Origin of the sequence: Kaistia terrae, from assembly GCF_026344005.1 — a bacterium.
Taxonomy (GTDB): domain Bacteria; phylum Pseudomonadota; class Alphaproteobacteria; order Rhizobiales; family Kaistiaceae; genus Kaistia; species Kaistia terrae.
In genome coordinates, this window is sequence record NZ_JAPKNH010000002.1 from 513354 (window position 1) to 536142 (window position 22789).

The following is a 22789-nucleotide window of genomic DNA, read 5'->3' on the forward strand; positions in this document are numbered from 1 at the left end:
TCACCGGCCTGCCTTCAAGAGCGAGGCCTCGCGCACCACCGCGCCATGAGGTGGCGATCCAATGCGGTCAAGATCGTCGGAAAGTTGAGCGTAGGTGCAGAACGTCACGTCCGGCCGATCCATGATGCTCTCGATGAACCGCATCAGGGCCTTGCGGTAGACGAGCCCGCGATAATCCGTGAAGTGATGGCCGATGTGGATGGGAGCGCGATCCGTGAGATAGTTCCTCTTGAAGTACTGCAGGTACGCTTCCACGACGCGCTCCTCCAGGCACTCAAGATCATCGAAGACTTCGGGATTTTCCTGCGACTGTACGATGAAGAGATTGTAGTCCATCGAGAGGGGCGCCCGCCGGTATCCCCGCAGCGGTATGCTGGCCAGCTTGAACTTCCAGATACCGTCTTGGTTCTTCCTCGGCCAATCGCCTGCGCGGCCGGCCATGCTGGCATCATAGCGGTACTCGCGCGCGGCAAGCGCGGCGTCGAGCCCCGGCCCGATGCTCAGGAAGGGCGCACGAAAACCCTTGATGTCGTCCGGGCCGAAAGCGAGGCCTTGCCTGGCGTCGAGACCGTTATTGCCAGCAAAGTTCTCGATCAGCCGGTCGTAGGTCCCGAACTCGGCCAGCCATTCGGCCGGGCTCCAGGATGCGCCATCCAGATGCCCGACAGCGTGTGAGGCGATCTCGTGGCCCGACAGGAAGAGCGCGTTCATGCAGGCGACGCGCTCGAGCAACTCGGGCTGCGTTCCGCCAAACCGGATCCTTGCCTTGCCGGGTTCGCTGCCCGGACCTTGGTAGAGGTTGCGCTGCTCGTCAGTGAGGAAACAGGTTCCGCTGACAAAGAACGTGAGGCGGAGACGGGGATGCTTGTCGCGGAATTCCGCCCAGGCGCGCCAGCTCTCGATGTCGACGCAACCATCGAACGAAATCAGCACATATTGCTCAGTCACGTCCGGATCGACCTTCCCCCTAGCGCAGTCCTGCGGCATCCTCGCATGCGATATACGCGGTATCCAGAACTACGGCTGGCCGACTGGCCGATATGAACGGATTGATTTCGTCGCGAACCCCTCGAACGAGCGATCCAACCTTGCCGACCTATTCCGAACCGGCCTCGCAAATGGCAAACGTGCAGGCGCCCTGCCGTGATATCGCCATCCGCATGCTTGCGAGCGTGCGCCAGGGCAAGAGGCAGGCGGCCTGCGATCTCGCGGGGGAGATCACAGGGTGCGAGACCGCCGACCTGCATAGCCTGGCGCTGGCGGGGCGCATCCTCGAACTCGCGGGAGCTGGCAATGGTGAATCGGAGTGGCTTTATCGTCGCATGGCGGCGGCGGCACCCGAGCTTATCTATCCCCGTTACCGACTCTGCGAACTCCTTCTGAAGTGCGGCCAGACCTTCGAGGCGGCGGAGCTCGCCACGAGACTGGTGGCGCAGGCGCCCGACAATGCACGCATTCAGGACCTCGAGAAGCGGGTGACGGCGTTCGCAGCGGGGTCAGGCTTTGACCTCTGGCGACGATGGTGCGCGGGCTCGGGCTCATCGCGCGAGGGCGGCGGCATCGCGAACTCGGCGATGGCCGTCGTCGTGATCGGCTTCCGCGCTCAGCCGAGCCTTGTCCATGCCGTCGCGTCCCTGCTCGAGCAGGAAGAGCCGGCCGAGATCGTCGTCGTCAACTCAGGCGGCGGCGACCCCGCGACGCTGCTGGCGCCCTTCGCAGCCCGCATTCGCCTGATCGATGTCCAGGCGCCGCTCTATGCTGGAGCGGCCCGCAACATCGGCATCGACGCGAGCAGGGCGCCCCACATAGCCTTCCTCGCAGGGGACTGCAGGGCAAGGCCCGGCTGGATCAGGACGCGGCTGGCCGCGCATGAAAGAGGCGCAAGGGCGGTTGCCTCTGCGATCGTTCCCTCGGATCACGATAAAGATCTCGCGCTGGCGGCCCATCTCTGCCTGTTCGGTGCCCGGTCGCCAGAGACGCCGCCGACCCAAGCGCTTCGATACGGTGCATCCTATGATCGGCAGGTCTTTGCCGAGTTCGGCTATTTCAATCCGACGCTAAGGATCAGCGAGGACACGGATCTGGCCAGGCGATTGGGCAGGCAGGTTCACCCTGCCTGGGTTCCGCAGGTGCAGACCGAGCATGGCAGCCCGCAAGGCCGGCTGCGTTTTTGGCGCGAGATGTTCGGCCGAGGCCGCCGGGCGGCGCGCTATCAGCCAGCCCGTGAACCGCAATCGTCCGCGCGTGCAGCGGTCGTCCGTGAGTTGCTCGCCGCCGCGCGCCAGCGCACCGCAACGGTGTTGCGCATCGCAGACGAGTTCCTGAAGCTTGAGCCGACGCGGCAGGCTGCCATCCGGAAGCTCGTCGGCCCGGCCTCGCTAGCTTATGGCGCCGGAAACTATATCGGGCTTGTCTCGCTTCACCGCGCCCGACGCTTTCATCAGGAAAGTCGCCGGTCGCGATCGCGTGGCGCCATTCAGCCAGCGCTTCGCAAAGCCGAAAAGGCGCTGCGGGCAGACCCGGCAAACCTGGCGGTTCGGCTTGAGTTGATCGATCTCCTGCGCGCGAGCGGCGGGGGCGACCACTGCGCGAAAGCCGACACGCATCTGGACATCGCCATGTGGCAATCGGCCTTTCACGACGAAAGGCTGGCCGGCATGGCCGATTGGCTGCTTGAACGGAAGATGACCGAGCGGGCGTGGCGGCTCGGCGAGATCGCGACCTTCAGCCTGCCGTCGGCAATCCTCGTCCATGAACGCCTGGCGCGGGCGGCCGAAACCATCGGCGATCCCGTCGCCTTCGAACTCGCGGCGTTCGATGCGCTGGCGCGCGATCCCGCCGCGGCGCCGATTGGCCCGCGGCTCGATGCGCTTTACGAAACCAGTTCCCGCGCACTCGCCTGAGCCGGCAATCCCTCGATGAAGTCGCGCAGCACAAGCCCGTTCGCAGCCGCGTCGGCGGAGAGCTCCATGTGGTAGCAGGGCAGGCGCGCCAAAAGACGCGCGAAAAACGACATGCCGTCATCTGTTTCGCCGGCGAACTGATGCAGGTTCGAACTCATCAGCGCCAGCATAAGCGCCTGCGGCCGGGCGGCAACGATGGCAGGCCGACTAGCCTGCGCGATACGCGGCAGGATGGCAGCGCGCAGGGCCATCGTTTCGACCGTCGCGCCCCGGAAGAACTGGTCCGGGTCGAACTCGACCTTGCCGCGCCAGTTGTCGCCGATATGCGCCGTCCTCGCATCGAGTTCCGGAGTGCGAGCCAATCCCGCCCGGTCCTGCTTGAGCCCGCGATAGAGCGGGCGCGCCGCCGGCGCGGGGCCATCAACGAGAGCGACATAGTCGTCTCCGACCGTTGAAAGTCCTGCCGTGAGCCCGGCCAGCGTGGTGCCGGATTTGCCCGCGCCGCCCTTGCCGAACAGCACGACGCCACGATCTCGCCAGCCCAGCGTTGCGGCATGAGCCAAGCGGAGGCCGTTCTCACCCAATAGCCAGTGGAGATGCTGTCGAAGCGGTGCTGAACCGTCCCACGGTGGCAGGTCGTCCGGACTGGCCGTCCATTGCACGCCGACCCGCGACCGGGTGTCAAAGAACCGCCAGACACGTGCCTGGAAGGGATAGGCCGCGCGCAGGCCCGCGGCCTTGATCATGGCGTGAAACGCGGCAGGCAGAAAATCTGTATCGTGCCATGCCGGCACTGCCTGAAATCCCGGCAACTTGCCCGTCAGCACATAGAGGCGGTCGATCGGCGCGTCGTTCACGCCGACATTGCGAAACCGGCTCGTATAGGCAGCGGCGAAATCGGGATCATCGTAATGCGTCTCGATGTTGAGGCCCGCCGGCGAAATGCGGTGGGTGGTGAAAGGCGCACGCGGCATCGCTTGAAGATCGCGGATCACCTGGCGCATCCAGCCGACCAGATTGGCCCGATCCACACCTGCTCCCTGAGCGGCCGCCAGCTTCATGTCTTCGTATCTCCCATCCGGCGCGCCGGAAAATGCTCGTAGCCGTTGAAGCTCGGGACCGTTTGCTGTTTAGCTCGGCCCCTTGCAACACCGGACAATTCAAAGCCTTAGCATGCTGACCTTAGTGAATATCAAGAGCATTGAAGTCCGTCAGGCCAGCGATGCGATCTCCAAACGGGTTCACGCATGGTTTCAGTCGGACAGGCGGGTCGGTTTCCCCGATGGCAGTCGCTCCATCCACCTGCCTCACCCGGAGAAAAGCGATTTCACCCTCAAGATCAAAGGGGCGGGGCTCAATGGTGGCGCCGTGCGTTTCGGGGTTTTCAGCAAGACGGGCCCGGCCGCAAAGCGCTTCGATTTCGACGGCCGGGTCATGGACGACGTGGCCTCTGGCCACGACAATGCCTTCCTGGGAGGCGCCTCTTTCCAGCAGGCATCCACCGAATTCCATGTCAGCCAGCTGCTGGCCGGGCGGGGCGTCGCCGTCGTGCCATGCCTGGGCTATGGCAGGGTCGACACGGACACGCACGCATCATGGTTCTCCATCTTCGAATGGAAGCGCGACTGGAGATCCGGTCTCATCCCGAGCCCCAGCTCGGGCAGAGCCTATGGCGAGGCCAATATCCGCCTGACCAACACCATGTTGCAGCTCGCGGTCGAGCACGACCTCATCGGTTATTGTGGTCATGTCCTCACCAGCGCAGGACAAACCCTGCTGAAGGACCTGCATCCCTTCCATCGCGCGGATCCGATCAGCATGTCGCAATTGTCCTGGGTCATGCAGGTGCTGTTCGCGCTGAATATCCGCTGCCATGCCGCCCGGCAATTTTCCATTGCCGCCGGTCTCGATGTGCTGCCGGACGACATCGTTGCCTATCCGCTGCGCGCGATCGTGCCCGACGCGAACTTTGACGACTACGCCGCGCTGCGGGACCGGATCGTCAAGCCCTACATGATCCGGGCGCCCGACGATTTTAGCCCCCGAGCCCTGCATGGTGCGCTTCGCAGCATCCGGGTAAGCAGCGCGTTGCTGGATCTTTGTCCGCCCCAATTTACCCGCTGGTAAATCTTGCTTTTTCCCTGCGCGCACTTGCCCTGCGAAATCGAGACAGGCAGTAAGGTATTTAGCCTTAGTTAATTCGTTATTTGGACAGTTGAGGGACATGAAGAGCGCCACGAGCAGCAGGGTCAGTGTCGTGATTCCCGCCTTCAACGCCGAGGCCTATCTTGCCGAGGCTGTGGCGAGCGTCCTCGAGCAGACGGTCCCGGCGACCGAGATCATCCTTGTCGATGACGGGTCCACCGACGGCACCGGCGACATCGCTCGGAGCGTCGCCGCCGTGACCTATGTCCGCCAGGCCAATGCGGGCGTCGCCGCTGCGCTCAATCACGGGGCCCGCATCGCCAGCGGCGATTGCATCGCGTTCCTGAGCGCCGACGACATCTGGTGCCCCGACAAGCTCGCGCGTCAGAGCCAGGCCTTGCAGGACGCGCCGAACCGGCTTGTCTTCGGCCCTATGCAGCACTTCGTTTCGCCCGAGCTGACCCCGGCGCAGGCAGCCGGGCTGGCATGTCCGCCTGAGCCGATGCCCGCTTTTTCCGCCGGCACGCTGCTGACCCGTCTCGATACGTTTCGCGCCATCGGCCCGCTGAACGAAAGCTTCAAGGTCGGTGAATTCCTCGATTGGTATGGCAGGGCGCGCGATGGCGGCGCCGAGGTGATCATGCTCGACACCGTCGTGTCCCGCCGCCGGGTCCACCTCGCCAACCAGAGCACCAAGGCTCTGCGCGAAAAGAGCTACGCCCCCGTCCTGAAGGCGATGCTGGACCGCCGACGCAGCGCGAAGGAAGGCTGATGCGGCTCGTTGTTCTTCTGCAGGCCCGCAACGAACAGCGCTTCCTGCCCGGCTGGCTCGAGAACGTCGCCCCGGCCGTCGATGGCATCATCGCGCTGGACGACGGCTCCGAGGATGCCACCGCCGAGATTCTCGCCGGGCATCCGAAGCTGATCCAGCTCATCCGCAATCCCGTGGGGCAGCCATGGAGCGAACGCGGCAATCACATCGCGCTCATCAAGGCTGCCCGCCAGCATGGCGCCGAATGGCTGCTCTGCGTCGACGCCGACGAGCGGCTGGAGCAACGGTTCGCTGGCGACATCGCCCAAATTCTCGATGACGCCGACACGAAGGGCATCGAGGCCTATTCGTTGCAGCTCCGCGAACTCTGGAACGACCGGTCGCACTACCGGAAGGATGGCATCTGGGGCCGCAAGGCGCGCTACCGGCTGTTTCGGAACGATCCTCGCCACACCAAGTTCGATCCCCGCCCGCTTCACCGCTATTGGATGCCGCTCGATATCGTCACGCGGCTGGCAAGCGTCGGCGCCCATCTGCCGCATAATCTCTATCACCTGCGCATGGTGCGCGCCGAGGACCGGCAGGCGCGCCACCAGCGCTATGTCACGCTGGATCCGGACAACCGCTACCAGCCCCAGGGCTACGACTATCTGGTCGATGAGACCGGGATGGAGTTGGCCACGATCCCACCCGAGCGCGATTTTCTGCCCCGGCGGGACAGCGCTCTTTTCGAATGAACTCGCGCCCTCATTTTCAATCACTCTTATCGTCAGGACAGGCTGTGTCGCCCCATCACCTTGAACTTGCGTCGCCCCAGTGCTCGGCGGATGATTTCGATGGCGAGATCGTCGCGATCAATCTCGAAACCGGAATCTACTACAGCATCAAGGACTCCGGCGCCGTGCTCTGGCACGACCTGATCGCTGGCCACTCGGTCGAGGCGCTGGTCGATCTGGCCGGCGAAAACGCCGAGTTGGCTGCCGGGATCGCGAGTTTCGCCGACGAAGTGGTGAGTTGTGGCCTGATGCGCCCGACGAGCGAGGCGCCTGTCCCGAGCGAGCCGGCCGTGACCGCCGTACAAGCCGCGACGATGACGGCTCCGGCGCTGGAGTCGTTCGGCGACATGCAGGACTTGCTGCTGCTCGACCCGGTGCATGAGGTCGACGAGGAGATGGGCTGGCCCAAGGCGCCGGACTAGGCGCGGAGTCTTAGCTTGGTTCGGCTGACGGGCAGCCAGAGAACAGGCGGTCGTGGAACACGTTTTGGTTCAGTAGCAGGCGAACGGGATTGCCACGTTCGCCTGCTGCCTCTGAACCCCTAGGCGTTGTTTTTGCTGGGCGCGTTCTGCCCCGCATAGTTTGAAGAGAAGCCCTTGATCCGGGTTTCCTCCATCACCTCGTCCGAGAGGATCACCGGGCCCCCCATCAGCAGTGCATTGAAATACTGCTGTGCGATCGCTTCCAGTTCGACCGCGCGCCACATGGCGTTCTGGAGGTCGTGGCCGGTGGAGATCGCGCCATGGTTAGCCAGCAGGCAGGCCGAGCGGTTCTCAAGCGCCTTCAGCGCGTTGATCGACAGTTCCTTGGTGCCATAGGTCGCGTAATCGGCGCAGCGGACGTCGGTGCCGCCGAAGGCTGCGATCATGTAGTGGCAGGCCGGGATCGCCCGGCGGGTGATGGCGATGCTGGTGCAATACATCGGATGCGAATGGACGATGGCGCCGACATCGGGTCGCGACAGCATGATGTCGAGGTGGAAGCGCCATTCGCTCGAAGGCGGGCGAGGGCCTTCCCAGGCGCCATATTCGCCGTCGAAGCGCATGGTGACGATGTCTTCCGGCACCAGCTTGTCATAAGCGATCGAGGTCGGCGTGATCAGCATCCGGTCTCCGAGGCGGACTGAGATATTGCCGGCGACGCCCTGGTTCAGTCCATTTTCATTCATCATCAGGCAATGCGCGATGATCTGCTTGCGGACGTCTGCTTCAGTCATGGAATGATCCTCGGATCAAGTTGGATTTCGGTGTTGTCGAGCGAGCCGGCGTTTTGAAGCCGGCTCTGTTTCTTGGGTTTACTTGACGGCGCCAGCCGTCACGCCGGCGATGAACTGGCGTTGCAGGGCAAAGAAGACGATCATGATCGGAACGGCAGTGATGAGGACGCCGGCGCTGATCAGTGCGTAGTTGAGCGTGTAGGTGCCGCCCTGCAGGTAGAACAGGCCGAGGGTGACGGTGCGCAGGGCGGGGTCCTGGATGATGATCAGCGGTAGCAGGAAGTCGTTCCACGAGAACATGAACTGCAGGGTTGCCAGCGTCAGCGTCGGGGCGGCGGCGATCGGCATGATCACCCGCATCAGGATGGTCAGGTCGCCGGCACCGTCGATCCGCGCTGCCTCGATCAGTTCCTTCGGAATGCCGAGGAAGAAGGAGCGCATCAGGAAGATGCCGAACGGCAACCCGATGGCCGCCTGCGACAGGATCAGCCCGAGCCGCGAGTTGAGCAGGCCGAAGCCGTTCAGATTGTGGAACAGCGGCACGATGATCGCCTGCAACGGCACGATCAGGCCGATCATGAACAGGCCGAGGATCGCGGTCGTACCGGGAAGCCCGGCGAAGACGATGCCGTAGGCCGCGAGGCTGGAGAACACCACGACCAGCGCGATGACGGGCGCGGCGACCAGCAGGCTGTTGGTGTAATACTGGCCGAAGCGGCCATTTACCCAGGCCTCGCCAAGCTGGTTGAAGCGCCAGACCGAGGGAAGCCCGACGGGATTGGCGAAGATCTCGGGGTTTGACTTGAAGGCCATCAGGCCGATCAGGCCGAGCGGGAACAACGTCAGCAGAGCACCTGCGATCAGGAAGCCATGCAGGAGGATGGTGTTCCGCTTGCGCTGCGCCATCATCGCTTCGGCTCCCTCGACATCATCAGCAGGCAGGATGCGCTTGCGACGAAGACGGTGAGGAGAACGGCCAGGGCGGCGCCATAGCCAAGACTGCCATTCATGAAGGACTGCCAATACATGTACGTTGCGATGACTTCGCTGGCATGGTTGGGGCCGCCCTTGGTCATGACATAGACGATGTCGAAGACCTTGAACGAGCCGATGACGCTGAGCACGGCGATGAGCCGGACCTGGTCGGCGAGCGACGGCACGACGATGTGGAAGAATTTGCGGACTGCATTGGCGCCGTCGAGGGTCGCGGCTTCCAACTGCTCGACGTTCATGGTTCGAAGCCCTTGCAGGAAGATGACCGTGCAGAAGCCGAAGAAGGTCCAGTTGCCGGCAAAGATGATCGCCGGGGTCGCGGTCAGGGAATCGCCGAGCCAGCCCTTCGCATAGGCGCCAAGGCCGATGACCTTCAGGAACCGGTTCAGCGGGCCGATCAGCGGGTTGTAGATCAGGCCCCAGACCAGCGCGACGATGATCAGGTTCAGCACCACCGGCATGAAGAAGATGCCGGAATAGATCTTCTGGCCGCGGCCGACATTCGAGATCATCACGGCCAGCACGAGGCCGAAGCCCATCGGCAGTATGAACGAGGCGACCACCCAGAGAAAATTGTTGAACAGCGCCGTCCAGAAGATCCTGTCGGAGAAGGCGCGGACGAAATTGTCGAGGCCGAAAAAGGTCCAGTCCGGCGACACGCCGTTCCACTGATGCAGCGAGAGATAGAAGGTCTCGATCAACGGCCGCAGCACGAACGGCAGATAGAGGGCCGCGGCCGGACCCAGGAAGAGAAGGTACTTTCCGGCGATGGCGAGGGTGAAGCGGGGCCGACGCGAAGAGCGGGACGCGGTCGGGTTGGGTATGGCCATGGCTCGGTTCCTTGAGACGGAAGGTTATTTTGCCGTTCCGCCTCCCAATCACATCACGAAGGGAAGAACCGGGAGACGACGCGCGTCCCCCGGTCGATCCTCGGCTGGAGGGGCTAGCGCGCCTTCCAGATCTTGCCTTCGGCCTTTGCCTTCTCCCAGGCTGTCTGCATCGCGGCCGAGACCGCGGCTGACGTGGACGATCCGTCGAGCAGCGACTGGGTGCCGGCCGTCATGGCCTGGTTCCATTCCGCTGGCATGACGACGTCGAGATTGTAGGAAAGGGGCAGGGACGCGCCGGCGACGACGCGCTTCAGCATCGGCGACAGCTTCATCGAGTCCGTATCGAGGTCCTGGATCGGCGGAACGATATTGGCCTGCTCCAGCCAGCGCTTGCCAGCCTCCTTCGACATCAGGAAGCCGAGGAAGTCGAGGGCTTCCTTCTTGTGGGCCGACTTGTCCGAGACGGCGAAGGTCGAGCCGATGCCGGCAGCGGCGCTGAGCGGCAGATCCTTCGAGGCGCTCGGCAGCAGGAAGAAGTCGAAGTTGGACGCTTCCGGCACCTGGTCCACGATGTCGCCGACCAGCCAGGTGCCGGTGATGTTGCTGGCCGCGCCGCCGTTGAAGAACAGCGCATTGCCTTCATCATAGGAAATGGCGTTCGGCGACGGCGGGTAGAAGCCGGCATCGTTGAACGACTTGTAGAGGTCCCAGGCGGCGATCACCTTCGGATCGTCCCAGCGGCCGTCGCCGAACAGGATCGTGTCGACGAAGTCCTTGCCGGCCGTCAGCGTCAGGAAATAGGAGAACAGATGGCCGCCACGGCCGGGATCGCGATTGCCGAAGGCGATCGGGATGACGCCGCCATCCTTGGCTGCCTTCATCATCGCCGTGAAATCGTCGAGCGAGGCGAGCGTCAGCAGGTCCGGGTGGCCTTCCGCCGGCACCAGCTTGTCCTTCATGCCGATCTTGTCGAGTACGGCGAGGTCGACATAGACGTTGGTGTATTCGATCTCGTTGGGGACGCCCCAGATCTTGCCGTTATACGTCACGCGCTCGACCGGCCAGGTGACCAGTGCCTTGTCCCAGCCGCGGGCGGCGTATTCCTGCGTCAGGTCGGCGACGAGACCTGCCTGCACGAGCGGGCCGAGGAAGGCCGGGCCGGCGTCATAATAGAAGATGTCCGGGCCCTGTCCGGAGGCGAGGGCCGAAGGCAGCGTCGCGCGGATCGAGTCGGTATCAAGGACGTTGCGCTTGATCTGCACGTCGGGATGGGCGGCCTCGAACTCGGCGACGAATTCGTCCATCAACTTGTTCGGCGCGGCCGAAAAGAACTGATCCCACATGGTGATCACGGTCTTGTCCTGGGCCAGCGCGCTGCCGGACGCCAGGCCCAGCAGCATGGTGGACGCGAATAGCGCCCGCTTCACGATCGATCCGTACATGCGTTTCCTCCGCAAGCGCCGCTTGATGCGGCTTTGAACGCCGTTGTCGGCGTGTGGCCGGAAAATTACGTACCGCAATTTAGCGAGTCAATACGAAACTTCTTTATTTCGGCATTCGCAGGAACTGGCTTCCAAACTGTTCTGACGCCAATCCCTAGATTTTAAGCCAGTTCCGGCCAGTCGGTGCTCGGAACTTATTTCTTTTCGTGTTTACGGCAGTACGAATTCCATCCATGATGGCGTCAACACAAACGGACACCACGCCAATGGAAGATCCCATCCATCGCCTGCAGAGCATGGAGCGCTTCAGCTCCAACGCGCTCGAAAAGCTGGCGCGTTTCACCATGGAAAACCGCGAGGCGATCCCCTCGATGGCGATCGCCGAATTTGCGCATGAGGCGAAGGTCAGCCAGACCACGGTCGTCCGCCTCTGCAAGGAGCTTGGCTATGCCGGCTACCGCGAGTTCCGTATCGCCATGGCCGAGAGCCGGGGGCATCGGCGCGGCGCCGACCTGCTGGGCATCGACATGCCCGCCTATACAGGCGCGTCGACCGAGATTGGCACGATCGCCAAGCATGTGATCCGCATCAACGCGGACATTCTCTCGGATACGTTCGACCTGCTCGATTTTGCCGTCATCGAACAGGCGATCGACCTGATCCTGTCGTCATCGCATGTGCACATGATCGGCTTTGGCAGTTCCGCCCCCGTCGCGCTCGATGTCTATCAGCGCTTCCTGCGGCTGGGCATTCCGTCGAGCTTCCACTCGGACCCGCATGTGGTGGCAATCATCAGCGCCAATGCACCGCGCGGCTCGATGTTCTTCGGCATCAGCTATTCCGGCACGACCCGCGATATCGTCGAATGCCTGGAGACGGTGCGCGAGCGGCGCCTGCGCAGCCTGATCCTGACCAGCGTTTCGGCCTCACCGGCGGCGCGCGCCGCGGATGTCGCGTTGATATCGGCGCTGCGCGGATCGCAGCTTGCGGCCGAGACGATCTCGTCGCGTATCAGCCAACTCGCCATCATCGATATCCTGTTCGCCGGTCTTGCCATGCGCCACCCATGGAAGCCGGAACTGGTCGAAGCGCTGGAACGTGAGCTGAAGAAGAAGCGCATGGATCCGCAAGGCGCCTGACGCCGCCCCCTACCTCCTATCTCGCCAAGGTTTTCTCCATGTCCCTTCTGGGTGTTGACGTCGGCACGACCGGCTGCAAATCGATTGCGTTTGACGTTACCGGGCGGATCCTCGCCGAGGCGCGGCGCGAATATCCGCTTTTGAATCCGAAGCCGGGCTATTGGGAGCTGGACGCCGAACAGGTCTGGCGCGATGTCACGGCAACGATCGCCGAGGTCGCCGCCAAGACGGGCGCCGATCCCATCACCGCGCTCGCCGTCTCTGCGCTTGGTGAGGCAGTGGTCCCCGTCGGCCATGACCGGCGGCCGCTTGCCGGCGGTCCCGTCAGCGCCGATTTCCGTGCACCGGCGCAGATGGAACGGCTTTCGGCCACGCTTGGCGACGCGGCGATCTATGCCATCACCGGCCAACCGGGAACCGCCTTCTACAGCCTGCCCAAGATGATGTGGTGGCGCGAGGCGACGCCGGAACTCTATGACCGCGTCTGGAAATTCCTCTGCTTCGGCGATTATGTGCTGGCGCGGATGGGGCTCGATCCGGTGATCGATCATTCCATGGCGGCGCGCACGCTGGCCTTCGACATTCATCGCGGCGAATGGTCAGCGACGATCCTTGAGGCTGCGGGCATTCCCGTCGATCGCCTGCCGATCGCGCTGCCGAGCGGCACGCTTGTCGGCCATCTCGATGCCGACATGGCGGCATCGCTCGGATTGCCTGCATCCGTCGCCGTCGTGACAGGCGGATTCGACCAGGCCTGCGGCGCGCTTGGCGTCGGCGTCATCGATGCCGGCACCGGCTTTTACGGGCTTGGCACCACCGAAGCCCTGGCGCTGGTGGTCGAACCGCCGCTGCCGAATCTCGAAGCGCTCCACGTCGCGCTCTGCCCGCATGTGGCAACGGGGAAGATGCTGGCAATGGCCGGCAGCCAGACCGGCGGACGCTTGCTGAACTGGTACAGGAACGAATTCGCGGCGCGCGAGGAGGAATTGGCCCGCGAGAGCGGCCGCGACGTCTACGAGGTGATCCTGGAGAGCCTGTCGCCCGAGCCGAGCCCGTTGATCGTCCTGCCGCATTTCACCGGCAGCGGCACGATCCACAATGATCCCTATTCCAAGGGCGCGATCATCGGGCTGACCTTCGACAGCAAGCGCGCCGACGTCGCCAAGGCGGTGCTGGAGGGCGTCACCTATGAACAGGCAAGCTGCCTCGCCCATCTCGACGCATCCGGCGTCGCCATTCGCCGCCTGATGGTTGTCGGCGGCGGCGCGCGTTCGGATACGGCGTTGCAGATCAAGGCTGATATCATGGGGCGCGAGCTTTGCCGGCAGGACACGTCGGACGCGTCCTGCCTTGGCGCTGCCCTGCTGGCCGGGCTTGCCACCGGGATCTATTCCGATCTGGCCGACGTGAAGAAGATCGTCGAGCGCGATTCAGTCACCTTCACCCCGGATCCCGATCGCCACCGCGTCTATGCGCGAAGACTTGCGATCTATGAAGGCCTGTATGACGCGCTGATCGGCGCTTCGCGCGAATTGGATAGAGCGCTGGTGTAGTTCTTCTAGCGCTAGCCCGCCTCTGCCGCACGCTGGGGTGGGCTATTTGCATTCCATGCAAGGTGTTCACCTTGGTCGCTGGAGTGGCTGGTGGTGCGGTCGGGCCCATGTTTTCGGGCGCTCGATTCGATAGCCAGCCAGGCTCGCTGCGGGCTCAATGATTGCCGCAATCATTGCCGTAGAACGGCGAGGCGGTTAGAGTATCAGCTAACTCATTGAAAAGACTGGTGGGCCCACCAGGACTCGAACCTGGAACCAGACCGTTATGAGCGGTCGGCTCTAACCATTGAGCTATAGGCCCCCAAGGGCTTTCCGTATCGCCTTTGGCTGAGCTTGTCGACCCGGATCGCACGTCCTCAGCCGGTCATGACAAATCCATGCGGAGGCCTGTGCAACAACCCGGTGCGGGCTCGTCTATCGACCGCCGGTCCTTCGGCGGCGGGATGCGTCGCCGGAGAGGATTGCAGCCAACGGTGCCGAGCGCCATCTCTTTATCAAAGGCGAGAGGGGCACATGGCGAGGCGAGAGGAGTTCGGCATCATCATGAGCAACGAGATGATCAAACGGGTCGCGATGGCGATTTGCGAGGCGAGCGCCGGGGAATCAGGCCGTGCGCGCGACGACCTCATTCTCGATTGGCGGAAATACGAACCGCACGCGCGCGCCGCAATCGAGGCCATGCGCCCTCCGACCGAAGCGATGATCTTTCGCGGGGAGTTGGTCAGCAACGGCCCCATGGAGGGCAGGAAGCCCGGTCGTATTCTATCCGCGATGATCGACGCGGCGTTGCAGGACAGTCCGTGAGGGAGCAGCACTTGTCCCGATTGGAGCGCATCCATCGGTAAATAGCCTCCGGTCGATCGGGTCGGTCATCCGGAGGCTTGGTCGGTCGTTGGAACTCAGGCCGGCTGGCTCGGCCGATTCTGGAGTTCGGCCAGTTCGGCTTCCAGTTCTGCGATCCGCTCGCTCAGCCGCTCCTCGACAGCCCCGCCTGTCTCCGCGGCTGCCTGTTCGGTCGCGATGCGGATCTGCTCGCGGATGACCGCGATGCGTCCGCTGGTTTCGCTGAGGTCTCTCGGGTCGCTCATTGCAAATCTCCTTTGGCGTGCCGGTATTTTGACCACTGCAAGATCAACGGCGGCCGCGTCGAGAGGTTCAACTTTCGCCGAACAATCTGCAAGCGGGCAGGCGCCATGAGCTCGCCCGCAAGACGCAGCGCGTCATGAAAAAAAGACCGGGCCGCTTGCGCGGTCCGGCCGTTTGTCGAACCGATGATAGCTCGAAGATTTACTGCGCCTTGCCGGCGGCCCAGCTCTTCACCAGCTGGTCATAATCGACGGTGATCGGCTTTTCCTTCTCGTTCTCGATCTTCAGCTGCGGCGCGAGATTGCCCTTCTTGACCGCATCGGCGTTCCAGTAGGCGAGGTCGTGCTCCTCGGCGAGCTTCGGGCCGATATCGCCCTGGATGCCGGCCCGCTCGAGGCGCTGCAGCACTTTCTCCTGCTCGGCGCAGAGCGAGTCCATCGCTTCCTGCGGCGTCTTGGCGCCGGAGGCGGCGTCACCGACCGCCTGCCACCAGAGCTGTGCCAGCTTCGGATAGTCCGGCACGTTGGTGCCGGTCGGCGACCACTGCACGCGGGCCGGCGAACGGTAGAACTCGATCAGGCCGCCCAGTTCCGGCGCGCGCTTGGTGAAGCTCGGGTGCTGGATCGAGCTTTCGCGGATCAGGGTCAGGCCGACATGGCTTTTCTTGACGTCGACGGTCTTGGAGGTGACGAACTGCGCATAGAGCCATGCGGCCTTGGCGCGGTCCTCAGGCGTCGATTTCAGGATCGTCCACGAGCCAACGTCCTGGTAGCCGAGCTTCATGCCGTCCTTCCAGTAGACGCCATGCGGCGAGGGCGCCATCCGCCACTTTGGCGTGCCGTCCGCGTTCATCACGGGTAGTCCGGGCTTGACCATGTCTGCCGTGAAAGCGGTGTACCAGAAGATCTGCTGCGCGACCGCGCCCTGGGCCGGCACGGGGCCGGATTCGGAGAAGGTCATGCCTTGAGCTTCCGGCGGCGCGTAGGCCTTCAGCCAGTCGAGATATTTCTGGACCGAATAGACAGAGGCCGGTCCGTTGGTGTCGCCGCCGCGTGCGACGCAGGAGCCGACGGGTCTCGACTTCTCGTCGACCTTGATGCCCCATTCGTCGACCGGCAGGCCGTTCGGAATGCCCTTGTCGCCATTGCCGGCCATGGAGAGCCAGGCGTCGGTGAAGCGCCAGCCGAGCGACGGGTCCTTCTTGCCATAGTCCATATGGCCATAGACCTTCTTCCCGTCGACGTCGCGACCGGTGAAGAATTCGGCGATGTCCTCATAGGCCGACCAGTTGACCGGAACGCCGAGGTCGTAGCCATACTTGGCCTTGAACTCTTCCTTGTTCTTGGCGTCGTTGAACCAGTCATACCGGAACCAGTAGAGGTTGGCGAACTGCTGGTCGGGCAGCTGGTAGAGCTTGCCGTCCGGGGCGGTGGTGAAGGAGGTTCCGATGAAATCGGCGATGTCGAGGCCCGGATTGGTGACGTCCTTGCCCTCGTTCGCCATCCAGTCGGTCAGGCTGCGGGCCTGCAGGTAGCGCCAGTGCGTACCGATCAGGTCGCTGTCGTTGACATAGGCGTCGTAGATATTCTCGCCCGACTGCATCTGTGTCTGCAGCTTCTCGATGACGTCGCCTTCGCCGATCAGGTCATGCGTGATCTTGATGCCGGTGATATCGGTGAACGCCTTGGCGAGCGTCTTCGACTCATATTCGTGCGTGGTGATCGGCTCCGACACGACCTTGATGTCCATGCCGGCAAACGGCTTGGCGGCATCGATGAACCACTGCATTTCCTTTTCCTGATCGGCGCGCGAGAGCGACGACAGGTCGCCGATCTCGCCGTCGAGGAACTTCTTCGCGGCGTCCATATCTGCGAAGGCAGGCGTAGCAAATATCATGACGACCATCGTCGCCGTGGATGTTAAGAGACTGCGTCGCATGTGGAATCCTCCCAAGGGTTTTTCTAGCGACTTGGCGCGGCCATCTGCAAAATGGCCGCGCCATCCTTCTTTCTCACACCCAGCGGAACACGAGGACCGCATAGACGAGAGAGAGGCCGAGCGCCCACCACAGGTTCGGGCCGACAAGGCCGAGCCAGGCGAGGCAGATGAAGGCGCTGCCGAGCAGCGAAACGAAAAGCCGGTCACCGCGCGTTGTCTCGAAGCGCAGAATTCCGACACGCGGCGCGCCGCCGGGGCGGGCATATTCCCAGACCCCCATGCCGACGAGCAGCAGGAAAATCGTCGCGAAGAAGATCGCGGTCGGCGGCGTCCAGGCCATCCAGGCGAAGTTCATCAGACCCTCCCGAGGGCAAAGCCCTTGGCGATATAGTTTCGGACAAACCAGATCACGAGCGCGCCGGGGATGATGGTCAGCACGCCAGCCGCCGCCAGCACGCCCCAGTCGAGCCCCGAGGCGGAGACGGTGCGGGTCATGATCGCGGCGATCGGCTTGGCCGCCGTCGTCGTCAGCGTGCGGGCGATCAGCAGTTCGACCCACGAGAACATGAAGCAGAAGAAGGCGGCGACGCCGATGCCGGAGGCGATCAGCGGCATGAAGATCTTCACGAAGAAGCGCGGGAAGGAATAGCCGTCGATATAGGCGGTCTCGTCGATCTCGCGCGGCACGCCGGACATGAAACCCTCAAGGATCCAGACCGCCAGCGGCACATTGAACAGGCAATGCGCCAGCGCCACGGCGAGGTGGGTGTCGATCAGGCCGAAGGCGGAATAGAGCTGGAAGAAGGGCAGGGCGAACACCGCAGGCGGCGCCATCCGGTTGGTCAAAAGCCAGAAGAACAGGTGCTTGTCGCCGAGGAAACGATAGCGCGAGAAGGCGTAGGCCGCCGGCAAGGCCACGGCGATCGATATCACCGTATTCATCACCACATAGGTGATCGAATTGATATAGCCGTTGTACCAGGACGGATCGGTGAAGATGACGGTGTAGTTGCGCAGCGTCGGATTGTTGGGCCAGAGCGAGAAGGTATTGGTGATCTCGACATTGGTCTTGAAGCTCATATTGACGAGCCAGTAGATCGGCAGCAGCAGGAAGGTGAGATAGATCGTCATCACCAACCAGCCGAGATGGAGCGGTTTTCGTACTTTTGGCGGCGCGACGAAACCATGGGCCTTGGCCGCGCTGGCCGGGAGCGTGCCGGCCGGGCCGTTCAGATTGATGCTCTTTGTGACGCCGGTGCTCACTGTCCGCCCCGCTCATAGTTCGTCATGACGGTGTAGAAGACCCAGGAAAGCAGCAGCACGATCAGGAAGTAGATGATCGACATCGCCGCCGCCGGACCGAGATCGAACTGGCCGACCGCCAACTTCACCAGATCGATCGACAGGACGGTGGTCGAGTTGCCGGGACCGCCGCCGGTGACGACGAAGGGCTCGGTGTAGATCATGAATGAATCCATGAAGCGCAGCAGGACGGCGATCAGCAGCACGCGGTTCATCTTCGGCAGCTGGATGTAGCGGAACACCGCCCAGCGTGAGGCGCCGTCGATGCGCGCCGCCTGGTAATAAGCCTCGGGGATCGAGACCAATCCGGCATAGCAAAGCAGTGCGACGAGGCTGGTCCAGTGCCAGACATCCATGATGATGATGGTGAACCACGCGTCGAGCGGGTCGCGGACGTAGTTGTAGTCGATGCCGAGCGCTTCCAGCGTATGGCCGAGAAGACCGATGTCGACGCGACCGAACACCTGCCAGATCGTGCCGACGACGTTCCACGGAATGAGCAGCGGCAGCGCCATCAGCACCAGGCAGATCGAGACGCCGACGCCCTTTCGCGGCATGGAGAGCGCGACGACGATGCCGAGCGGGATCTGGATGACCAGGATGATGGCGGAGAAGATCAGGTTGCGCGCCAGGGCCTGATGGAAGCGCGGCGAACGTAGCATCTCCTCGAACCAGGCCGTGCCGGCCCAGAAGAACTCGTTGTTTCCGAACGTGTCCTGGACCGAATAATTGACGACGGTCATCAGCGGGATGACGGCCGAGAAGGCGACGAGCAGCAGAACGGGGAGGACGAGGAACCAGGCCTTCTGGTTGATCGGCTTGTCCATGATCACGCCTCCCTTGCCGGCGCGCCGTCGACGAGATGACCGTCGACATACACATTGAGATGGGCGGGATCGAAGATGGCGCCAGCCCCGTCGGCCGGGAATTCCGTGCCTTCGGGCGCGACCGCCGCGATCTCGCGATTGCCGAAGGTGAGTCGCGCGATCTTGTAGCTGCCGACATCCTCGACCTTGCGGATCGTCACCGGCAAACCCTCGCCGCGGGCGACGCGGACGAATTCCGGCCGGATGCCAAGCTCGACCTTGCGATCGGCCTGCGCCTTGCCATAGGCGCGGGGCAGGCGGATCGGCGTGCCGTCAACGGTCGCGACCGTGCCGTCGACGTCGGCGGCGAACACGTTCATGCCGGGCGAACCGATGAAATAGCCGACGAAGGTGTGGGCCGGGCGCTCGAACAATTCGGCCGGCGTGCCCATCTGCACCACCTCGCCCTCCAGCATCACCACGACCTTGTCGGCGAAAGTCAGCGCCTCGGTCTGGTCGTGCGTGACATAGACCATGGTGTAGCCGGACTTCTTGTGCAGTTGCTTCAACTGCGACCGCAGCTGCCATTTGAGCTGCGGGTCGATCACCGTCAGCGGCTCGTCGAACAGGATGGCGGCGACGTCGGAGCGCACGAGGCCACGCCCGAGCGAGATCTTCTGCTTGGCGTCGGCGGTAAGGCCGCGCGCTCGCTTGTCCAACACGTCGGTCATTTCGAGCATGGTCGCGATCTCACGGACGCGGGCATCGACGGCGGGCTCGGGAACCCGGCGGTTGCGCAGCGGGAAGGCGAGATTGTCGTAGACGGTCATCGTGTCGTAGATGACGGGGAACTGGAACACCTGCGCGATGTTGCGCGCCTCGGTCGGCATCGAGGTGACGTCGACGCCGTCGAACACAACCTGGCCGTGGCTCGGCGTGATTAGCCCTGAAATGATGTTGAGCAAAGTGGTCTTGCCACAGCCGGAGGGGCCGAGCAGGGCATAGGCGCCGCCATCTTCCCAGGTGTGGTTCAGCGGCTTCAGCGCATAGCCGCTCGGGCCTTGCGGGTTGGGTCCGTAGGCGTGGGCGAGATTGCGAAGGTCGATCCTGGCCATCTCAAATCCCCTCAGGCCGCCATCGCGGGCGGCGTCACGACGGCGCGGCCGCTATCGGCCGAAAACACGAAGAAGCGTTCCGGATCGAGCCGAACCTCGACGCGGGCGCCGATCTCGATCGGTCGGATGCCGTGGATCAGCCCGACCCAGCGCCCGTCCGGCGCGTCGAGATGGACAAAGCTTTCCGACCCGGTGATCTCGGTGATCGCAACCGTCGCCGGCACGGAGATCGTGTCCGTGGCGGTCGGTTCCAGATGCAAATCGTGCGGGCGGAAGCCGAACAGATAGGCGCCATCGGCGAGGCGGCCGAGCCGGCCCGTGGCCGGCAGTGTCGAGCCATCCGAGACGGTGATGCGGTCGCCGGTCTTGGTGGCGCGCAACGTGTTCATCGGCGGGTCGGAGAAGGTGGTCGCGGTGGTCAGGTCGGCCGGGCGGCGATAGACCTCGGTCGTCGGGCCAAACTGGGTGACGCGTCCCTTGGAAAGCGTCGCCGTGCTGCCGCCCAGAAGCAGCGCCTCGGTCGGCTCCGTCGTCGCGTAGACGAAGATGGCGCCGGTTTCGGCGAACAGGCGTGGCAGTTCGGCGCGCAGTTCCTCGCGCAGCTTGTAGTCGAGATTGGCGAGCGGCTCGTCGAGCAGGACGAGATCGGCCTTCTTGACCACGGCGCGGGCGAGCGCAGTGCGCTGCTGCTGGCCGCCGGAAAGCTCAAGCGGGGTGCGCTTCAGCATCGGCGTCAGGCGCATCAGCTCTGCCGTCTGGCGCACGCGGCGGTCGATCTCGGTCTTGTCGACGCCGGCGACGCGCAAGGGCGAGGCGATGTTCTCGTAGACGGTCAACGTCGGGTAGTTGATGAACTGCTGGTAGACCATGGCGACGTTGCGCTTCTGGACCGGCAGGCCGGTGACCTTGACGCCGTTCATGAACACGTCGCCGCTGGTCGGCGTGTCGAGGCCGGCCATCAGGCGCATCAGGGAGGTCTTGCCCGCGAGCGTCGGGCCCAGCAGGACGTTGAGCGAGCCGCTTTCGAGGATGAGAGAGACATCCTCGATATGCGTTGCCGCGCCGACCTTCTTCGTGACCTGTCTGAGTTCGAGCATGGTTCCTCCCGCGCCCGAAACGGCCCTCTATTGGGCCGCTGTCGGTAGTCTTTCCTGCAATGCGCTGCGCATGTAATCGTCGAGCGCGGCGATCTCCGTCGCCGTCATTCGAAGACCGAGCTTGCTCCGCCGCCAGACGATATCGGCAGCGGTCCGGGCCCATTCCTGATCGATCAGATAGTGAACTTCCGCGGCGGTGAGGCCCGCGCCGAACGCGCGGCCGAGTTCGGCCTCGTTCCGCGCTGCGCCGAGAATGTCTCGCGTCCGCGTGCCGTAGTGGCGGACGAGCCGGCGGATCAACGCGCGGTTGATCGCGGGATATCTCGTGGCCAGCGTAGCGATCGTCGCCTCGACGCCGTCGACGGGGAAATCACCGCCCGGCAACGTCGCCCTGGCAGTCCATGCCGGGCCGCGCTTGCCGAGTATCGCCTCGACATGCTCCAGCACATGCTCGGACAGCTTGCGGAAGGTTGTGATCTTGCCGCCGAAGACGTTGACGATCTTTGGCGCGTCGGCCGCGCCGTCGACCTTCAGCACGTATTCGCGGGTCGCCGCCTGCGCACTGTCGGCGCCATCGTCATAGAGCGGCCGGACGCCGGAATAGCTCCAGACCACGGAAGGCCGCAGCACCGGCTTCTTGAAATACTCGCTCGCCGCCGCGCAGAGATATTCGGTCTCCTCCTCGGAGATCTCGATCTCGCTGAGGTCGCCCTTGTAGTCACGGTCGGTGGTGCCGATCAGCGTGAAATCATCCTCATAGGGAATGGCGAAGATGATGCGGCCATCGGCATTCTGGAAGATGTAGCAGCGGTCGTGATCGAACATCTTCGGCACGACGATGTGGCTGCCCTGCACGAGGCGGACATGGTGGCCGGCATCGGCGCCCGCCATGCCGCGCAGCACGCGGTCGGCCCAGGGGCCGGCGGCGTTGATCAGCAGCCTGGCCTCGACATGCCGGGTCTCGCCCGTCGTCATATCCTCGAGCGCGATGCGCCAATGACCGTTGATGCGCTCGACATGGCTCACGCGCGTTCGCGTAAAAATCTGCGCGCCACGATCGGCGGCGTCGCGGGCGGTCAGCGCCACGAGGCGGGCATCGTCGACCCAGCAATCGGAATATTCGAAGCCGCGACGAAAATCGCCCTTGAGCGGCGCGCCGGCCGGATCGCGGGTCAGGTCGATCGTCCTGGTGGCGGGCAAAAGCTTGCGGCCGCCGAGATGATCGTAAAGAAACAGGCCGAGCCTCAGCAGCCAGGCCGGGCGCAGACCTTTGTGATGCGGCAGCACGAAGCGCAGCGGATGGATGATGTGCGGCGCGCTGGCCCAGAGCACTTCGCGCTCCATCAGCGATTCCCGCACCAGCCGGAATTCGTAATATTCGAGATAGCGCAGGCCGCCATGCACCAGCTTGGTCGAGCGGGACGAGGTGCCGCTCGCCAGATCGTTCATCTCGGCCAGGCCGACGCTGTAGCCACGACCGACCGCGTCGCGGGCAATGCCGCAACCGTTTACTCCGCCACCGATAATGAAGAGATCGAGTAGGGGCAAAGTCCGGCAGTCTCCTGTGCAGTGCAGCATAATAAGTTCATCACGAAACTAAAAATGAACGATAAACGAAAGGTAATGCGGGTCAAGCGAAAGCTTCGAAAGGTGTCGACGCGCCGGGAAGGGGGCTC

General features: G+C 63.6%; 22 protein-coding genes and 1 tRNA gene. 8 read left to right on the plus strand and 15 right to left on the minus strand.

Annotation, left to right across the window (positions count from 1 at the left end; all coding sequences use genetic code 11):
* Complete coding sequence (locus OSH12_RS07565) at nucleotides 1-948, minus strand: polysaccharide deacetylase family protein (protein ID WP_266342918.1); 948 nt, start codon at nucleotides 946-948, stop codon at nucleotides 1-3.
* Nucleotides 949-1118: 170 nt separating this feature from the next.
* On the opposite strand from OSH12_RS07565, the gene OSH12_RS07570 reads away from it, so the two are divergent.
* A complete protein-coding gene (locus tag OSH12_RS07570; RefSeq protein WP_266342919.1) occupies nucleotides 1119-2903 on the plus strand; it encodes a glycosyltransferase family 2 protein in 1785 nt (594 codons plus the stop codon).
* On the opposite strand, the gene OSH12_RS07575 is transcribed toward OSH12_RS07570, so the two are convergent.
* Nucleotides 2873-3964 carry a phosphoenolpyruvate carboxykinase (ATP) gene (locus tag OSH12_RS07575; RefSeq protein WP_266342920.1) on the minus strand — a complete coding sequence of 364 codons (1092 nt, stop codon included), beginning with the start codon at nucleotides 3962-3964 and terminating at the stop codon, nucleotides 2873-2875. The genes OSH12_RS07570 and OSH12_RS07575 overlap by 31 nt on opposite strands.
* 112 nt (nucleotides 3965-4076) lie before the next feature.
* On the opposite strand from OSH12_RS07575, the gene OSH12_RS07580 reads away from it, so the two are divergent.
* The 4 genes from OSH12_RS07580 (at nucleotide 4077) to OSH12_RS07595 (ending at nucleotide 7018) form a co-directional block, all read left to right on the plus strand.
* Complete coding sequence (locus OSH12_RS07580; RefSeq protein WP_266342921.1) at nucleotides 4077-5030, plus strand: hypothetical protein; 954 nt, start codon at nucleotides 4077-4079, stop codon at nucleotides 5028-5030.
* A 97-nt stretch (nucleotides 5031-5127) separates the two neighbouring features.
* Nucleotides 5128-5820 (plus strand): glycosyltransferase family 2 protein, encoded by a 693-nt coding sequence (locus OSH12_RS07585; RefSeq protein ID WP_266342922.1) that lies wholly within the window; start codon nucleotides 5128-5130, stop codon nucleotides 5818-5820.
* Complete coding sequence (locus tag OSH12_RS07590) at nucleotides 5820-6557, plus strand: glycosyltransferase family 2 protein (protein ID WP_266342923.1); 738 nt, start codon at nucleotides 5820-5822, stop codon at nucleotides 6555-6557. The genes OSH12_RS07585 and OSH12_RS07590 overlap by 1 nt, the downstream gene beginning before the upstream one ends.
* A 44-nt stretch (nucleotides 6558-6601) precedes the next feature.
* Nucleotides 6602-7018 carry a hypothetical protein gene (locus OSH12_RS07595; protein WP_266342924.1) on the plus strand — a complete coding sequence of 139 codons (417 nt, stop codon included), beginning with the start codon at nucleotides 6602-6604 and terminating at the stop codon, nucleotides 7016-7018.
* Between the two features lie 119 nt (nucleotides 7019-7137).
* Here the strand turns inward: OSH12_RS07595 and OSH12_RS07600 are convergent, their stop codons facing one another.
* From OSH12_RS07600 to OSH12_RS07615, 4 genes are all read right to left on the minus strand, one after another.
* Complete coding sequence (locus tag OSH12_RS07600; RefSeq protein WP_266342925.1) at nucleotides 7138-7812, minus strand: class II aldolase/adducin family protein; 675 nt, start codon at nucleotides 7810-7812, stop codon at nucleotides 7138-7140.
* Between the two features lie 78 nt (nucleotides 7813-7890).
* On the minus strand, nucleotides 7891-8721 hold the full coding sequence (locus tag OSH12_RS07605; protein WP_266342926.1) for a carbohydrate ABC transporter permease: 831 nt from the start codon (nucleotides 8719-8721) through the stop codon (nucleotides 7891-7893).
* Complete coding sequence (locus OSH12_RS07610) at nucleotides 8718-9635, minus strand: carbohydrate ABC transporter permease (RefSeq protein ID WP_266342927.1); 918 nt, start codon at nucleotides 9633-9635, stop codon at nucleotides 8718-8720. The genes OSH12_RS07605 and OSH12_RS07610 overlap by 4 nt, the downstream gene beginning before the upstream one ends.
* Nucleotides 9636-9748: 113 nt before the next feature.
* Nucleotides 9749-11077 carry an ABC transporter substrate-binding protein gene (locus OSH12_RS07615; protein WP_266342928.1) on the minus strand — a complete coding sequence of 443 codons (1329 nt, stop codon included), beginning with the start codon at nucleotides 11075-11077 and terminating at the stop codon, nucleotides 9749-9751.
* Nucleotides 11078-11343: 266 nt separating this feature from the next.
* Between OSH12_RS07615 and OSH12_RS07620 the strand changes: the two genes are divergently transcribed.
* Both OSH12_RS07620 and OSH12_RS07625 read left to right on the plus strand, forming a co-directional pair.
* Nucleotides 11344-12216: a MurR/RpiR family transcriptional regulator gene (locus tag OSH12_RS07620; RefSeq protein ID WP_266342929.1), complete on the plus strand. Its 873-nt coding sequence runs from the start codon at nucleotides 11344-11346 to the stop codon at nucleotides 12214-12216.
* 38 nt (nucleotides 12217-12254) lie between these two features.
* Nucleotides 12255-13769 (plus strand): FGGY-family carbohydrate kinase, encoded by a 1515-nt coding sequence (locus tag OSH12_RS07625; RefSeq protein WP_266342930.1) that lies wholly within the window; start codon nucleotides 12255-12257, stop codon nucleotides 13767-13769.
* Between the two features lie 225 nt (nucleotides 13770-13994).
* Here the strand turns inward: OSH12_RS07625 and OSH12_RS07630 are convergent.
* Nucleotides 13995-14070: transfer RNA gene (locus OSH12_RS07630), tRNA-Ile, on the minus strand.
* A 242-nt stretch (nucleotides 14071-14312) separates the two neighbouring features.
* On the opposite strand from OSH12_RS07630, the gene OSH12_RS07635 reads away from it, so the two are divergent.
* A complete protein-coding gene (locus OSH12_RS07635; protein WP_266342931.1) occupies nucleotides 14313-14573 on the plus strand; it encodes a hypothetical protein in 261 nt (86 codons plus the stop codon).
* A gap of 95 nt (nucleotides 14574-14668) precedes the next feature.
* On the opposite strand, the gene OSH12_RS07640 is transcribed toward OSH12_RS07635, so the two are convergent.
* The 8 genes from OSH12_RS07640 to glpD form a co-directional block, all read right to left on the minus strand.
* Complete coding sequence (locus tag OSH12_RS07640) at nucleotides 14669-14857, minus strand: hypothetical protein (RefSeq protein WP_266342932.1); 189 nt, start codon at nucleotides 14855-14857, stop codon at nucleotides 14669-14671.
* Between the two features lie 199 nt (nucleotides 14858-15056).
* Nucleotides 15057-16793: an ABC transporter substrate-binding protein gene (locus tag OSH12_RS07645; RefSeq protein WP_266342933.1), complete on the minus strand. Its 1737-nt coding sequence runs from the start codon at nucleotides 16791-16793 to the stop codon at nucleotides 15057-15059.
* Between the two features lie 73 nt (nucleotides 16794-16866).
* On the minus strand, nucleotides 16867-17148 hold the full coding sequence (locus OSH12_RS07650) for a DUF2160 domain-containing protein (protein WP_266342934.1): 282 nt from the start codon (nucleotides 17146-17148) through the stop codon (nucleotides 16867-16869).
* Nucleotides 17148-17924 (minus strand): carbohydrate ABC transporter permease, encoded by a 777-nt coding sequence (locus OSH12_RS07655; protein WP_266343344.1) that lies wholly within the window; start codon nucleotides 17922-17924, stop codon nucleotides 17148-17150. Before OSH12_RS07655 ends, OSH12_RS07650 begins: the two co-directional genes overlap by 1 nt.
* 128 nt (nucleotides 17925-18052) lie before the next feature.
* Nucleotides 18053-18922, minus strand: a complete 870-nt coding sequence (locus tag OSH12_RS07660) for a carbohydrate ABC transporter permease (RefSeq protein WP_266342935.1) — start codon at nucleotides 18920-18922, stop codon at nucleotides 18053-18055.
* Between the two features lie 2 nt (nucleotides 18923-18924).
* Nucleotides 18925-20016, minus strand: coding sequence for an ABC transporter ATP-binding protein (locus OSH12_RS07665; RefSeq protein ID WP_266342936.1), 1092 nt, complete (start codon nucleotides 20014-20016; stop codon nucleotides 18925-18927).
* Between the two features lie 11 nt (nucleotides 20017-20027).
* Nucleotides 20028-21113 (minus strand): ABC transporter ATP-binding protein, encoded by a 1086-nt coding sequence (locus OSH12_RS07670; protein WP_266342937.1) that lies wholly within the window; start codon nucleotides 21111-21113, stop codon nucleotides 20028-20030.
* A 27-nt stretch (nucleotides 21114-21140) separates the two neighbouring features.
* Complete coding sequence (gene glpD, locus OSH12_RS07675) at nucleotides 21141-22691, minus strand: glycerol-3-phosphate dehydrogenase (RefSeq protein ID WP_266342938.1); 1551 nt, start codon at nucleotides 22689-22691, stop codon at nucleotides 21141-21143.
* Nucleotides 22692-22789: the final 98 nt, after the last annotated feature.